The 13779-nt window shown below is 42.2% G+C and carries 14 protein-coding genes; 12 read left to right on the forward strand and 2 right to left on the reverse strand.

Translation table 11 applies throughout. The annotated features are described in order from the left end of the window. Window positions 1–24: 24 nt before the first annotated feature. The 12 genes from ACHBIF_RS06115 (at window position 25) to nrdI (ending at window position 10567) form a co-directional block, all read left to right on the forward strand. A complete protein-coding gene (locus ACHBIF_RS06115) occupies window positions 25–360 on the forward strand; it encodes a replication protein (RefSeq protein WP_394719316.1) in 336 nt (111 codons plus the stop codon). Window positions 361–642: 282 nt separating this feature from the next. After that, window positions 643–1068, forward strand: a complete 426-nt coding sequence (locus ACHBIF_RS06120) for an ArpU family phage packaging/lysis transcriptional regulator (RefSeq protein WP_394719318.1) — start codon at window positions 643–645, stop codon at window positions 1066–1068. A 153-nt stretch (window positions 1069–1221) separates the two neighbouring features. Beyond that, window positions 1222–1404 (forward strand): type II toxin-antitoxin system HicA family toxin, encoded by a 183-nt coding sequence (locus tag ACHBIF_RS06125; protein ID WP_099810086.1) that lies wholly within the window; start codon window positions 1222–1224, stop codon window positions 1402–1404. A gap of 44 nt (window positions 1405–1448) precedes the next feature. Then, a complete protein-coding gene (locus tag ACHBIF_RS06130; protein WP_394719321.1) occupies window positions 1449–1901 on the forward strand; it encodes a type II toxin-antitoxin system HicB family antitoxin in 453 nt (150 codons plus the stop codon). Between the two features lie 302 nt (window positions 1902–2203). Further along, the gene (gene traF, locus ACHBIF_RS06135) at window positions 2204–2656 is read left to right on the forward strand and encodes a conjugal transfer protein TraF (RefSeq protein ID WP_105110266.1); all 453 of its coding nucleotides are present in this window, start codon (window positions 2204–2206) and stop codon (window positions 2654–2656) included. A gap of 141 nt (window positions 2657–2797) precedes the next feature. Then, window positions 2798–4318, forward strand: coding sequence for a flavocytochrome c (locus ACHBIF_RS06140; RefSeq protein WP_394719323.1), 1521 nt, complete (start codon window positions 2798–2800; stop codon window positions 4316–4318). Between the two features lie 87 nt (window positions 4319–4405). Next, window positions 4406–5755 carry a metallophosphoesterase gene (locus tag ACHBIF_RS06145; protein ID WP_394719325.1) on the forward strand — a complete coding sequence of 450 codons (1350 nt, stop codon included), beginning with the start codon at window positions 4406–4408 and terminating at the stop codon, window positions 5753–5755. Between the two features lie 138 nt (window positions 5756–5893). After that, a complete protein-coding gene (locus tag ACHBIF_RS06150) occupies window positions 5894–6805 on the forward strand; it encodes an aldo/keto reductase family oxidoreductase (protein ID WP_394719327.1) in 912 nt (303 codons plus the stop codon). A 9-nt stretch (window positions 6806–6814) separates the two neighbouring features. Beyond that, the gene (locus ACHBIF_RS06155; protein ID WP_394719329.1) at window positions 6815–7267 is read left to right on the forward strand and encodes a GNAT family N-acetyltransferase; all 453 of its coding nucleotides are present in this window, start codon (window positions 6815–6817) and stop codon (window positions 7265–7267) included. 94 nt (window positions 7268–7361) lie between these two features. Then, entirely contained in the window at window positions 7362–9113 is a 1752-nt protein-coding gene (aspS, locus tag ACHBIF_RS06160) for an aspartate--tRNA ligase (protein WP_172079473.1), read from the forward strand. Further along, entirely contained in the window at window positions 9100–10038 is a 939-nt protein-coding gene (locus tag ACHBIF_RS06165) for a YitT family protein (RefSeq protein ID WP_394719332.1), read from the forward strand. The genes aspS and ACHBIF_RS06165 overlap by 14 nt, the downstream gene beginning before the upstream one ends. Window positions 10039–10114: 76 nt before the next feature. Beyond that, window positions 10115–10567 carry a class Ib ribonucleoside-diphosphate reductase assembly flavoprotein NrdI gene (gene nrdI / locus ACHBIF_RS06170; protein ID WP_105160376.1) on the forward strand — a complete coding sequence of 151 codons (453 nt, stop codon included), beginning with the start codon at window positions 10115–10117 and terminating at the stop codon, window positions 10565–10567. Window positions 10568–10715: 148 nt separating this feature from the next. Here nrdI and pulA read toward each other — a convergent pair whose 3' ends face one another. Together pulA and ACHBIF_RS06180 are read right to left on the reverse strand one after the other, a co-directional pair. Then, window positions 10716–12767 carry a type I pullulanase gene (gene pulA / locus ACHBIF_RS06175; protein WP_394719335.1) on the reverse strand — a complete coding sequence of 684 codons (2052 nt, stop codon included), beginning with the start codon at window positions 12765–12767 and terminating at the stop codon, window positions 10716–10718. Between the two features lie 23 nt (window positions 12768–12790). Continuing rightward, window positions 12791–13774 carry a LacI family DNA-binding transcriptional regulator gene (locus tag ACHBIF_RS06180; protein ID WP_394719337.1) on the reverse strand — a complete coding sequence of 328 codons (984 nt, stop codon included), beginning with the start codon at window positions 13772–13774 and terminating at the stop codon, window positions 12791–12793. Between the last annotated feature and the right edge of the window lie 5 nt (window positions 13775–13779).

Consider the following 13779-nt stretch of genomic DNA (forward strand, 5'->3'; position numbering starts at 1 on the left):
TTAACGCCTAAGCAAGAGAAGTTTATGCTCGCCTTGATGACTGCACCGACAGTCACCGAGGCAAGTAAGCTTGCTGGAATTGCAAGGAGTACAGGGCAGAAATATCTGAAAGATATTGTATTCAAACGAGCTTACAGACAGTACCGTACAGACATCATGCAGCAAGCTACAGGCAAGTTGCAGAATGCTAGCATACGAGCTGTAGAAGTTTTAGAAGAGCTTATGAACGACGAAACGGTCAGCCCTTACGCACGACAACAGGCAGCGCAGACCATTCTGAATATGGCTATGAAGTCGCACGAGGTGGATAACGTGCTTGAAATTGTTGAAGAACTTGAGTTAAGAATAGCGGAGGAATGATGGCAAGCAAATTGAAAAAGAAAGCGCTAAAACTTAAAGATCAATATATGCACAATGACGATTGGTTTGTGTTTATCAATTATGATGCAGACGGATTTATAAAGATTACTAAGTGAAAGCCTAACGGAGAAAAAACAAGTGTTTTTAGAGTTTCCAACGAAGCAGAGATTTGGGAAACGATAAAAAGTTTTTGTTTAACTGAGCATGATTTTATTTTCGATGATAGACTGTAAAAGCAGCCTTTGCAGATCATTGGGGTTGGACATGATGGAGGGTGCTAGCTTGATTTTTTTAGATACGATGATAGACGAAAAGAAAACCATAGCAATCACTAAACGATATTTGAAACAATATCCACGCTTGAAAACCATAGCACGCACTACAACGAGTTTACAAAGTAATTGGAATGTATCGGACAAGGTAAAATCAAGAACGACCAGAAACACGCAAGAAGATAGATTACTGAACGCTATCGCAGTAAGTCAGGAAGTGGAAGAGATAGAGCGAGCTATCTCAAACTTAGACAAGCTACACAGTGACATACTGACTGAGAAATTTATCAAGCGACAGAAAACAGGTTTGACACTCTATGAAAGTTTTTACATGGGAAAGTCTATGTTTTATGAAACATTACAAACAGCTTTGTTAGACTTTGCTTGTATATTCAAGAATGGGGAATTATTGCAGTATCTGGACAGTGAGCCATAGCGGTCTATTTTGTCATTTTTCCCATTTTGAGCGAATAGAAACCGCCCGCCGCAGTCTATTATTATCAAAATGGCGATTTTGAAAAAAAATATCTTTTTACTTGAATACGTGTAACACGTATGTTATAATCATCTTGTCAGGAGGTAGAGCGCTATGCCGATGACACAAACAGAAATGGTTAAACTTTTGACGGCTGAGGGCTGGAAACAGGTCAAGGGCGGAAAAGGGTCACATGTCAAGATGGATAAATCAGGACAGAGACCAATAACCATACCGCACGGAGAACTTAACAAGTACACCGAGCGGGCAATCCTAAGGCAGGCAGGTTTACGCTAAAGCGGTTTGACCGCTTGCCTTTTCAACTTTTGGAGGTTTTCAATATGCTTGCAACTTACCCAGCTTTATTCTATTATGACGATACAGACAGCACTGTTGCCCCTTATTTTGTACATTTCCCAGACTTTGAACACTCAGCAACTCAAGGCGAGAGTATGACAGATGCTATGGCAATGGCTAGCGATTGGCTTGGGGTCACGCTTGCGGATATTATTGAAACGGGGCTAGAAGTTCCAGCGCCGTCTGACATTAACAAGCTTTCACTAGTTGACAATGACCCTTTCAAGAATGACCCAGAATTTTCAGAGAGTTATGATCTTACTAAGTCATTTATTTCTTTGGTTGTGGTGGATGTAGCCGACTATTTAGGCAGTCAAGAACCAATAAAAAAGACTTTGACTATACCACGTTGGGCGGATAGATTAGGCAGAGAGTTAGGGCTTAACTTTTCCCAAACATTGACCGATGCTATCGCAGAAAAGAAATTACAAGCATAAGTATATTCTGGATACAGTAAAAACATGGTATAATACACTTTCCAGCAATCAAAAAAAGCGTATCGAATTGATACGCTGATTCTTGCTTACTGAACTCATCTTTTTAATTCCCTTTTTAGTTACCCTTTATGTTTCCCCTACTTGTCCAAGTGTTTGAAATTTTGATAGAATTAAGGTAAAATCTAATCAAAACAGGCTTTGTTTGTGGGTACTGAAACATTGTCAGATAACAAAATGCTCTAAGATTTGTTCAAAGTTAAAAGCCCTATTCTGGGCTTTTTCCATATCAATTAGGAGGAAAAATGGTACGAAAATTCATTGGCATTGTACTAGTCATTCTCGGTCTGACATCAATCATTTACTTTGTCAAGTCAACAAGTCAACCTGTTAATGCTGCGTCTGAATATGCGGAAGCTGTTAAGTCTTATCAAGAACTAAGTATTGACCAAGTAGAGAATAAATTAGCAAACAAGGATTCATTTTTCTTGTATGTTGGTCGGGAATCTTGTCAATATTGTAGAGCCTTTGTTCCCAAATTGAGTCAAACAGTTGAACAAACACAACAAACTGTCTATTATTTGGATAGTGAAGAAGATCCAACTGGTCAATTAGAGCAGTTTCTAAAGGCAAGTGGTATCGAAACGGTTCCAAGCTTGTTATATATTGAAGGAGGAAAAGCAGTTTCCATACTTCAAAAAGGTAGTCAGGCTACAATAGAAGAAATTGAGCAATTTTTTGCACAATTCGACAAATAAGACAAGTAATAAGAATGCACTGGCAATAGCTTGTGCATTTTTGGTTTTACTGCACAATTTCATTTGTTCCTTTAGAATATATATTGAAATAAATTAAACAAAATGATATAATGTGAATATCTCAACAAACAGGAGGAACTTATGAAGAAAAACCTATGGTTACGTATTGTTTTTGCTTTTCTTGCAGCTCTATTTTTGGTTGCTTGCGGTGGTAAAGCAGAGAATTCAGCTACGTCAACGACGTCTAGTACAACAACTTCATCTTCTAAAGAAGAAGCCGTTTCTGGTGCATCCGTGAAGGAATACACGGATCCATCCGAATTGAAAGACAGCTATGATGTAATCGTCGTGGGTTCTGGTGGAGCAGGGATGTCTGCTGCAATTTCAGCAAAAGATGCAGGTGCTAGCGTAGTATTATTAGAAAAAATGCCAGTTATTGGTGGTAATACTGCTAAATCATCAGCCGGCATGAATGCTTCTCAAACCAAATTCCAGGAAGCAGAAGGAATTGCTGATACAAATGATAAATTCTATGAAGAAACTTTGAAGGGTGGTAAGGGAACAAACGATCCCGAATTGCTTCGTTATCTTGTCGACAATTCAGCTAGTGCAATTGACTGGTTGGATGGGTTGGGTATTACTCTTAGTAACTTGACTACTACAGGTGGTATGAGTGAAAAACGTACACACCGTCCAGCAGATGGTTCAGCTGTTGGTGGCTACTTGGTAAATGGTCTTTACCACAATCTTGTTGAACGTGAAGTACCAATTTTTGTTAATGCAGATGTTACAAAACTCCAAGATAAAGACGGGGCTGTAACAGGTGTTGAAGTTGAGATTGCTGGTGAAACTAAGAAAATCTCAGCTAAAGCAGTTGTATTGGCAACTGGTGGTTTCGGTGCAGACTTGGAAATGGTTGCTAAATTAAATCCAGCATTGAAAGGTTATGTTACAACCAACCAAGAAGGTTCAACAGGTGATGGTATTGCGCTTGCTGAATCAGAAGGTGCAGCAACTGTTGATATGGAACAAATCCAAATTCACCCAAGTGTTGAGCAAGAAACTTCTTACTTGATTACAGAAGCAGTTCGTGGCGAAGGTGCTATCCTTGTCAACTCAAAAGGTGAGCGTTTTGTTAACGAATTGGAAACACGTGATAAAGTTTCTGCGGCTATCAATAGTTTGGATCCAAACTACGCTTATGTTATCTTTGATGATGCCTTGAAAGATCGTGTGAAAGCTATTGCTCAATACGAAGAAAAAGGACTTGTAAAAACGGGTGCTACTCTTGTAGATTTGGCCAAAGAAATTGGTGTACCTGCGGATGCTCTTCAAACAACACTTGATACTTGGAACAAGGCTGTGGCAGATAAAAATGATGCAGCATTTGGTCGCACATCAGGTATGGACCATGCTTTGAATACTGGTTCTTACCATGCCATTAAAGTTGCACCTGGTATTCACCATACAATGGGTGGTGTGAAAATCAATACCAATACTGAAGTATTGAAAGCAGACGGTTCAGCAATTTCTGGTCTTTATGCTGCTGGTGAAGTAACTGGTGGTGTTCATGGTCAAAACCGTATTGGTGGTAATGCGGTGGCGGATATTATCGTGTTTGGCCGTCAGGCGGGCATGAAGGCAGCAGAGTTTGCAAAATAATGATGAAGTTAAACTGATTTTTCAACAAGAAAAGGTTCTTAGGAGCCTTTTCTTGTTGGTAAATTTTATCAGTGATATACTGGAACTATGAAGAAAACGATGATCTTAACTGGTTTGTTACTCAGTATTTTGTTAATTTTGAACTTCACTACTCAACAGCTGGTCACTGCATATCCGAATCGAAATTTGACCAAGGAGGATCAAATTTGGATTATCAGTGATCTCCATTATCTGTCACCAACTTTATTTGATACAGGAGAGGCTTTCTCCTATATCGAAAAGACGGCTGCTGGTAAGGAGCTCCGCTATGGAAAAGAGCGGATGGATGCTCTTTTGGAGCAGGTCAAACGGGATAAGCCCAAGCATTTGCTGGTCAGTGGAGATTTGACCCTCAATGGTGAAAAGCAGAGCATGCTGGAGTTGGCGGAGTATTTTGGGAAGATGGAGAAAGCTGGTACCCAGGTGCAGGTGATACCCGGAAATCATGATATAGCCAGTGGCTGGGCGCGCGCCTTTAAGGGAGACCAGCAGGAAGTGGTTGCTCAGGTTTCCCATAAGGATTTTGCGGAGATTTTTGCAGATTTTGGTTATAATCAAGCGGCCAATCGCGATGCCCATTCTCTTAGTTATTTGAGCAAGGTTTCTTCTAATCTGTGGTTTATCATGTTGGATTCCAATATCTACAGCGATGGGATGGGAAAAGGAGGTCCAAAGACCAATGGTCGGATTAAGAAGGAGACGCTAGACTGGATGGAGGAGCAGTTGCAGGCGGCTGAAGAGGCTGGTGTGCAGGCCCTTCCAGTTGTTCACCACAATGTCCTTCGGCAGCACCACATGCTGTCCAAAGGCTATACTCTGGATAATGCGATAGATGTCAAGCGGCTATTGGATCGCTATGGGGTTCAATTTGGTTTTTCTGGCCATACGCATGCCCAGAACATTGTTTCAGAGGACCTTGGAAGGACCACTTATACTGAGGTGGTGAACGGAGCCTTTTCAGTCTATCCTGCTGTAATAGGTCAGGTAACTTTAGATAAGTCTGGCTTAGATTATCAAAAAGGGCAATTGGATACGGCTTTTTGGGCAAAAAATGCTCAGCCTACAAATCCAGATTTGCGTGAATTAACAGCTCATATGCAGTCTGTTTTTGACAATAGTAGCGACATTATGGTCCACCGGATGATGCACGATGAGGGTTGGTACTCTACGGAGGTTGCGGAGAGCATTTCTCGGTTTATGGTACCAGTCAATCGCGCTTACTTTTCTGGTGAAAAGATTGACCAGAATTGGTTGGCAAAGGATGTTTATTCTAGCCAGGCTTATAAGGAGCTAAGCAAGGTCAATCCTAAGAGTTTCCTTTATGATTATGCCGAACATATCTTTTTACGAAGTCAAGAAAGGGATGTGGAGAAGTTTTTTATGGAAATGAAACCCTAGTTTTCCACAGAAAATGTCATTTTTACACGAGTTTTCCACAGTTTGTGCAAAACTCGTTCATAGATTTTCAAAACCCGGCATTTGTCGGGTTTTTGTGCTATAATGGGAATAGAAAAACGTTTTCAAAAGGAGTATCCAATGCAAGAATTAGGACAAACAGGTTTACAGGTATCACGGATTGCTTTGGGCTGTATGCGCATGGTAGCCCTGTCAGATCAGGAAGCTAGTCGGGTCTTAGAGACCAGTCTGGAAGAGAGAATAAACTTTTTCGATCACGCCGATATTTATGGTGGCGGTCAATCGGAAATCCGCTTTGCCTCTGCCATGAAGGAGCTGGGTATCAGGCGCGAGGACATCATTCTCCAGTCCAAATGCGGTATCCGCAAGGGCTATTTTGATTTTTCAAAAGACTATATTTTGCAGTCGGTTGATGGGATTTTAGAGCGCTTGGATACGGACTATCTGGATGTGCTATGTTTGCACCGACCGGATGCTTTGATGGAGGCAGAGGAGGTAGCTGAAGCCTTCTATTTGCTAGAAAAAGCCGGTAAGGTTCGCCATTTTGGCGTCAGCAACCAGAATATTTACCAGATGGAACTGCTCCAGTCCTATTTGGATAAGCCCTTGGCTGTAAATCAACTCCAGTTGTCGCCTGCCCATACGCCTCTGATTGATGCGGGTCTCCATGTCAATATGAAAGATGATGTGGCTACGATGCGGGATGGTGGACTGATTGATTATTGCCAGCTCAAAAAAGTCACTATTCAGGCTTGGTCCCCCTTCTTGATTGACTTACAAAAGGGGATTTTTGCTAACCATCCAGACTATACAGAGCTCAATCGCACCCTTGAGGAAATAGCAGAGCGCTACCATGTTTCACATGAAACCATTGTCGTTGCTTGGATATTACGCCATCCAGCGAAAATTCAAACCATTGTAGGTTCTATGAATCCAGATCGCCTGACAAAGATTGCCCAGGCTAGCCAGATTACCTTAACTAGACCAGAATGGTATGAGATTTACAGAAGTGCAGGGAACATTCTGCCCTAGGAGGAATGTATGAAGTGGGAAATCAAGGCCTTTGACCAATTAAGTTTACAGGAGCTTTACAGCATCTTGACACTGCGAACGGATGTCTTTGTTGTAGAACAAGCTTGTCCCTATCCTGAAGTTGATGGAAAGGATTTAAACTGTCTTCATCTTTTGGGAACTGATGAAGGAGAGTTAGTAGCTTACTTGAGAATCTTGCCGGCTGGTCTAAGTTATGATGAAGTTTCCATCGGTCGTGTGGTCATCAAGGCAAGCCATCGTGGTAAAGGATTGGGTCGGCCTATGATGGAGCAAGCTATCGCTTACATTACAACCGAGTGGAAGGAAAGTCTGATTAAAATCGGGGCTCAAGCCTATTTGGAAAGATTCTATCAATCGCTTGGCTTCGAACCAGTTTCAGAAGTCTATCTAGAGGACGATATTCTGCATTTGGATATGGTATATAGTAAACCAGTCGGTTAGGGCTGGTTTTTCGATTTTTCTCGGCAATTTCCCCCAAAAATTAGCCATTTTATGGTAGAATGAATAGGTATAAAATCAGTAAAAGAGGAAGAATATGAAACGTTCTATGTATGCAGGACGTGTTCGAAAGGAACATGTCGGACAGGAAATTACTTTGAAAGGTTGGGTTGGCCGCCGTCGTGACTTGGGTGGCTTGATTTTCATTGACTTACGTGACCGTGAAGGTATTATGCAATTGGTGATTAATCCTGAGTCAGTTGATGCGGAATTGATGGCAAAGGCAGAGGGACTTCGCTCTGAATTTGTTATTGAGGTGACAGGAACAGTAGTGGAGCGTGAGCAAGCTAATGACAATATCCCAACAGGAGCTGTTGAACTACAAGTATCCTGTTTGACAGTGTTGAACACGGCCAAGACGACTCCATTTGAAATCAAGGACGGGATTGAAGCTAGTGATGATACCCGCCTTCGTTACCGTTATTTGGATCTTCGTCGTCCAGAAATGCTCAACAACTTCAAATTGCGTGCAGCCGTAACCCACAGCATTCGTAACTACCTAGACGAGCTTGAATTTATCGATGTGGAAACACCAATGTTGACCAAGTCAACGCCAGAAGGTGCGCGTGACTACTTGGTGCCATCTCGTGTATCAAAAGGTCATTTCTATGCCCTTCCGCAAAGTCCGCAGATTACTAAGCAGCTCTTGATGAATGCAGGTTTTGACCGCTACTACCAAATCGTTAAGTGTTTCCGTGATGAAGACTTGCGTGGGGACCGTCAACCTGAGTTTACACAGGTGGATTTGGAAACCTCATTCTTGAATGAAGTTGAGATCCAAGACATAGTAGAGGGTTTGATTGCCAAGGTCTTGAAAGATACCAAAGGAATCGATGTGACCTTGCCCTTCCCACGTATGTCATATGACCATGCGATGAACTTCTATGGTTCTGACAAACCAGATACTCGTTTTGAGATGCTTTTGCAAGACTTGACAGAGGTTGTCAAGGAAGTTGACTTTAAAGTCTTCTCAGAAGCACCAGTTGTCAAAGCCATTGTGGTCAAGGGTGCGGCGGATAGCTACTCACGTAAAGACATTGATAAATTAACAGAATACGCTAAACAATTTGGTGCCAAAGGTCTTGCTTGGGTTAAAGTAGACAAGGGAGAATTAACGGGCCCAGTTGCTAAGTTCTTGACAGACATTACAGCAAACTTGACAGCAAGTTTACAACTTGAAGACAAGGACCTAGTTCTCTTTGTGGCAGATAAATTGGAAGTTGCCAACAATACCTTGGGTGCCTTGCGTAATCGCTTGGCTAAAGAGCAGGGATTGATTGACGAAAGCAAGTTCAACTTCCTCTGGATTGTGGATTGGCCAATGTTTGAGTGGTCTGAAGAAGAAGGTCGCTACATGAGTGCCCACCACCCATTCACCTTGCCTACAGAAGAAACGGCTCATCATTTGGATGGTGATTTGGCACAGGTGCGTGCAGTTGCCTACGATATTGTCTTGAATGGTTATGAGTTGGGCGGCGGTAGCCTTCGTATCAACCAAAAAGACATGCAAGAACGGATGTTCAAGGCTCTTGGTTTCTCAGCTGAGGATGCCCATGAGCAGTTTGGTTTCTTGCTCGAAGCTATGGACTACGGTTTCCCACCACACGGTGGCTTGGCTATCGGTTTGGACCGTTTTGTCATGCTCTTGGCAGGTGAGGACAATATCCGTGAAGTAATTGCCTTTCCGAAGAATAACAAGGCATCAGATCCGATGACACAGGCACCAAGTACGGTTGCATCAGCTCAATTAGAGGAATTGGCTTTAGATATTACACTTGAAAATGAATAAATTTTTCAGAAAACAGCGTGTTCTTTTCTTAAGAAAGGCCAGAAAGAATAAATTTTGGTCAGTTATTTCGGGGATTTCTCGAGAAAAATATGCAGAACGGATATCGGGGTCCATTATTTATGGACTCCTATCTAGTATTGCGGTGAATTTTTTCTTTCGACCAGGGAATGTCTATTCGTCTGGAGTTACTGGTCTTGCACAGATTGTTTCTGCTCTGGCAGCTTCTTACGCTGGTTGGAATGTATCGATTGCGGTGGTTTACTACGGCCTGAACATTCCCTTGCTTATCTTAGCTTGGTATAAAATTGGTTATAAATTTACTATCTTTACCTTTATTACGGTATCCTTCAGTTCTTTCTTTATCCAATTTATGCCGCCAGTTACCCTGACGACGGATCCATTAGTAAATGCTATTTTTGGTGGTCTCATGCTGGGAACTGGAATTGGATTTGCGCTTAGGAACAATGTATCCAGTGGTGGTACTGATATTGTCTCTATTATTATTCGCAAGAAGACGGGACGACAAGTTGGCTCCATTTCCTTGATTGTCAACATTATGATTATGTTAATTGCAGGGATGACCTTTGGCTGGCAATATGCCCTGTATTCAATGATTGCGCTGTTTATCTCCAGTCGGATGACCGATGCGATTTTCGTGAAACAAAAACGAATGCAGGCTATGATTATTACAAATCAGCCTGAGCGGGTTATCAAACAAATTCACAAAAAACTCAATCGTGGAGTGACCATCATCAATGGTGCGGAGGGTGCCTACAATCATGAGCAAAAGACTGTTCTAATTGTCATAATCACTCGTGCTGAGTTTAGTGAATTTAAGCAAATTATGAAAAAGGCAGATTCTCAGGCTTTTGTATCCGTAGCGGATAATGTCAATATAATTGGTCGGTTTGTGGAAAGTGACTGATTGACAAAAAACTACATATAGGAGTACAATAGTATTTGTATTCTATATGTAGTGTTTTTCTTCGGAGAGGAGACTTATGAAACCAACCGTTTACCTAGTTTATATTAGCCTGAGTGGCAATACAGAGAGTTTTGTGAAACGTCTAAAGTCTTTTTTCCAATTTCAAACTGACTGGGAGATTGAGCTAGTTCATATCAAAGATTTGGTCAAGCAGGACATTCCCTTTTACCAGCTGGATGCTCCTTTTGTCGCCTTTCTTCCTACTTATCTGGAGGGCGGAAATGGTGTCGATAACGGAGATGTGGAGATTCTGACCAATCCTTTAGGCGATTTTATCGCTTTTGGGGACAATGCAGAGCTCTGTCTGGGTGTGGTTGGTTCAGGCAATCGCAATTTCAACAACCAATATTGCTTGACTGCCAAGCAGTATTCTGAGCGCTTTGGATTCCCTGTTATTGATACCTTTGAACTTCGAGGTATGCAGAATGATATTGAGAGAATTGGTCGGAAAATCATAGACTTAATGTAAGATGAACAACCCAGTCAAGAACTGGGTTGCTTTATATCATGCAAAAAACTCACCAGCATAAGCTGATGAGTTCTAAGGAGATATGAAAAATATTTAGGATTGACTATAGTATACTCTAGGGGGGCAGTTCAGACATCGGTCTAAAGTCCTATTTAGTTTCCAAAATACAAATGCTTTGTCCAGCAAGGGTGATTTGTTGGGCTTTATTATCGTCAACGGGTGGGAAGCTGAAACGAATGGTTCGTTCTTCTTCATTTTCAAAAACAAAATCGCTATCCGCAAAGTTGATAATAAACTGGATAGTCTTGTCGCCATTTGTGACTTGATAGCGGAGGACATACTCAGTCAGCCAGCAGAAATGACAGCTTTCTCGGATAGTTTCATAGCTATCCTGACAAAGGACTGGATTGTCCTTCCGGAAGGCAATTAACTCTTGAATAAATTGAATATGTTCCTTATAACGAATTGCCCGTGTCCAATCTAGGCGATTGATTCTATCCGGAATATTGTAGCTATTATCAATCTCATCTTTGGTACGGAAGAATTCTTGTCCGCTATGGATAAAGGCCATCCCTTGAGAAATGAGGATCAATTGTAGACCAAAGCTAGCAGCTCGTTTTTGTTGCTGAGGTGTCCAGTCTGGATGTTCAATATGGAAGTAGTCAAAGGCAGTCGCATTGTCATGACACTCGATGTAGTTCAGTGACTGTTGCGGTGTGATGAAGTGGCTGTAGCGGCTTCCCGTCAGGAGGTGTTGCACTTTTTCGTGTAGTTGTTTGTCAACTAGACGGGTAGGGTTGAGCAATAGTTTCTTAAAGGTATCACGATAGTCATCGTTGAAGAAACTCACTTCTGGGAGCTGGTCTGCATTGTACTGGTGGGCCAGTTTTTCATAGTCTAGACCAGTTGCCATCTTCCACCCTTCGCCATAGAGATAGATATTTGGATGAATGGCTAACAATTCTTCTTGGATTTGGTTGATGGTTTGGATGTCCAAAATGCCCATCAAGTCGAAACGGAAGCCATCAAAACCATAGATACTAGTCCATTGGCGGAGGGATTGCTTGATGTAGTTTCGGACCATGCTGCGTTCGCTAGCGACATCGTTGCCGCAGAAGGTACCATCCGTCCGCATACCATGCTCGTTGTAACGGTAGAAATAACCAGGGACAATTAGCTCGAATGCGTATTTCTCAGCATGATAAACATGGTTGTAAACAACGTCCATATTGACGGAAATATCGGCATCGTGATAGGCTTGGATAGCTTCTTGGAGTTCTAGAATGCGGGCATAGGGATCATCTGGTAGGCTGGAGAAGGAGCCTTCTGGCAGGTTGTACTGCATAGGGTCGTAGCCCCAGTTATAAACAGCTTGGGGTTTATTTTCATCTACACTTCCAAAATCATAAACAGGAAGAAGCTGAATATGGGTAACGCCCAGATTTTTGATATAGTCCATTCCCAGTTTCATACAGTCCAAGACAGGTGATTCGGTCAGACCGAGGAATTGACTACGGTGTTTGAAGCCAGCTTCTGTCTGCCAAGAGAAGTCGCGGACACTCATTTCATAGACAATAGCTTGAGAAATCGGTCGTTGGGTCTTGGCGCGACGAACCTTATGAAGTTTATTTGGGTTGATGATATAGCTATCGCCTGAGTTTGCCTTGGATGAAAGGGCATAGGGGTCATGAACAGAAATCCACTCGCCATTGACTTTGTGGAGATAGTGGTAGCTTTGACTGTCCAAATCACCCTCTACTGTGACCTGCCAGACACCTTTTGAACCCTTTTTCATAGTATATGGTGTCCCTTCAAGGACTAAAAATACCTGCTTGGAGATAGGTGCCCAGAGTTTGAAGCTTGTGGACTGAGGGCTATAACTTGCTCCCAAATCATTGCCATCATAGGTATAGTTTTGTTCGAAAATAGCAGAGCGGACAATATGACCATAGCCTAGCTCCGTTTTATTGCGGTCTTGGTCATAAATACAATAGTCCTTGTCCAAATTTAAGGCGTGTAGGCTGGTCAGATAGTAGAGAACCAGGTTTTCTACCTCTAGACAGGAATGAATGAAAAGTTGAGATGTGGCATCGTCGGACTCGAGGGAAAAACTCATGTGCTCGGTATCAAATCGTTTTTCCATAACCAAGCGAATAGCAGCTACATCATCTAGAAATGCTTGAAATTGTCGTAATGCCATGAGCCGAACGGCTCCTTTCTAAGTTAAAGTTCAGTAATAGTATGTGGAATGACGTGGCGGTAGCAGACCTGCTTGTCTTCCTTGTTGTCGCTGATGATTTGGTGAAGGGTGTTGAAGGCCACGCGTCCCAGTTTGATAGCATGGACATCGACATAGGCTTCAATATCTAATTTTGGTTTGACAGAGTCAAAGGAGATGATTGGAAGTTTTGTACCGACTTCGTTGAGGTATTTGACAATCCCTTCTGCCACCATGGTATCGGTTGTGACGATAGCATCAATATCTTGTTTGAGTAATTTTTTGGAAATCTTGTAGGAACTGTCTTCCAATAGGAAACCTGAAACAAACTTGACCTTGTTTTCGTCAAGAGGGATATTGTGAGATTTAAGGGCATTTTTATAGCCTGAATAACGGTCTTGGGATACGACCAATTCCTTGTTACCAGCAATGAAGGCGATATTCTTGTAGCCCTTATTGATAAAATAATTGGTCGCTTCAAATCCAGCCTGGATATTGTCATTGTCGACTAGGGAGATAAATGGAGAATCTGCCTTACCGAGAATGAGGAAGGGAAATTTATGCTGAATGGCTAGCTGAACCAGTGGGTCATCTGGCTTGGAGTAAAGGAAAATTAAACCATCAACTCGTCGACCGTAGACCATCTGAGAAATAGCTTCCAATCGCTGTTCTTCATTTTTTCCCGTAGAAATTTGAATCGCATAATTGTGATCAGCAGCCACCTGTGAAATGCCACGTAGGGCTGTTGGGAAGAATGGGTTTTGGTAGAAGACATCAGAATCTTCGGGAAGTATCAAGCCAATCACTTGTGTGTAGCTGGAAACCAGACTACGAGCATTGAGATTTGGGTGGTAGTTAAGGTCCGCCATAGCCTTTCTAACTAGGTCTTTGGTTTTTTGACTAATAGAAGAGCTGTTCTGAATGACGCGGGTCACCGTAGACGGCGACACACCAGCCAGTTTGGCTACGTCCTTGATGGTTGCACGCATAGGAA

The organism is Streptococcus sp. A11 (assembly GCF_043674225.1).
In the GTDB taxonomy this organism is placed as follows: domain Bacteria; phylum Bacillota; class Bacilli; order Lactobacillales; family Streptococcaceae; genus Streptococcus; species Streptococcus suis_V.

What these genes read in the sequence shown, in the direction of transcription:
- ACHBIF_RS06155 (WP_394719329.1), top strand. Translation starts at nt 6,815, where the DNA reads ATGAAGTGGGAAATCAAGGCCTTTGACCAATTAAGTTTACAGGAGCTT.
- ACHBIF_RS06150 (WP_394719327.1), top strand. Translation starts at nt 5,894, where the DNA reads ATGCAAGAATTAGGACAAACAGGTTTACAGGTATCACGGATTGCTTTG.
- ACHBIF_RS06115 (WP_394719316.1), top strand. Translation starts at nt 25, where the DNA reads ATGCTCGCCTTGATGACTGCACCGACAGTCACCGAGGCAAGTAAGCTT.
- ACHBIF_RS06180 (WP_394719337.1), bottom strand. Translation starts at nt 13,774, where the DNA reads ATGCGTGCAACCATCAAGGACGTAGCCAAACTGGCTGGTGTGTCGCCG.
- aspS (WP_172079473.1), top strand. Translation starts at nt 7,362, where the DNA reads ATGAAACGTTCTATGTATGCAGGACGTGTTCGAAAGGAACATGTCGGA.
- ACHBIF_RS06130 (WP_394719321.1), top strand. Translation starts at nt 1,449, where the DNA reads ATGCTTGCAACTTACCCAGCTTTATTCTATTATGACGATACAGACAGC.
- traF (WP_105110266.1), top strand. Translation starts at nt 2,204, where the DNA reads ATGGTACGAAAATTCATTGGCATTGTACTAGTCATTCTCGGTCTGACA.
- ACHBIF_RS06140 (WP_394719323.1), top strand. Translation starts at nt 2,798, where the DNA reads ATGAAGAAAAACCTATGGTTACGTATTGTTTTTGCTTTTCTTGCAGCT.
- ACHBIF_RS06145 (WP_394719325.1), top strand. Translation starts at nt 4,406, where the DNA reads ATGAAGAAAACGATGATCTTAACTGGTTTGTTACTCAGTATTTTGTTA.
- nrdI (WP_105160376.1), top strand. Translation starts at nt 10,115, where the DNA reads ATGAAACCAACCGTTTACCTAGTTTATATTAGCCTGAGTGGCAATACA.
- ACHBIF_RS06125 (WP_099810086.1), top strand. Translation starts at nt 1,222, where the DNA reads ATGCCGATGACACAAACAGAAATGGTTAAACTTTTGACGGCTGAGGGC.
- pulA (WP_394719335.1), bottom strand. Translation starts at nt 12,767, where the DNA reads ATGGCATTACGACAATTTCAAGCATTTCTAGATGATGTAGCTGCTATT.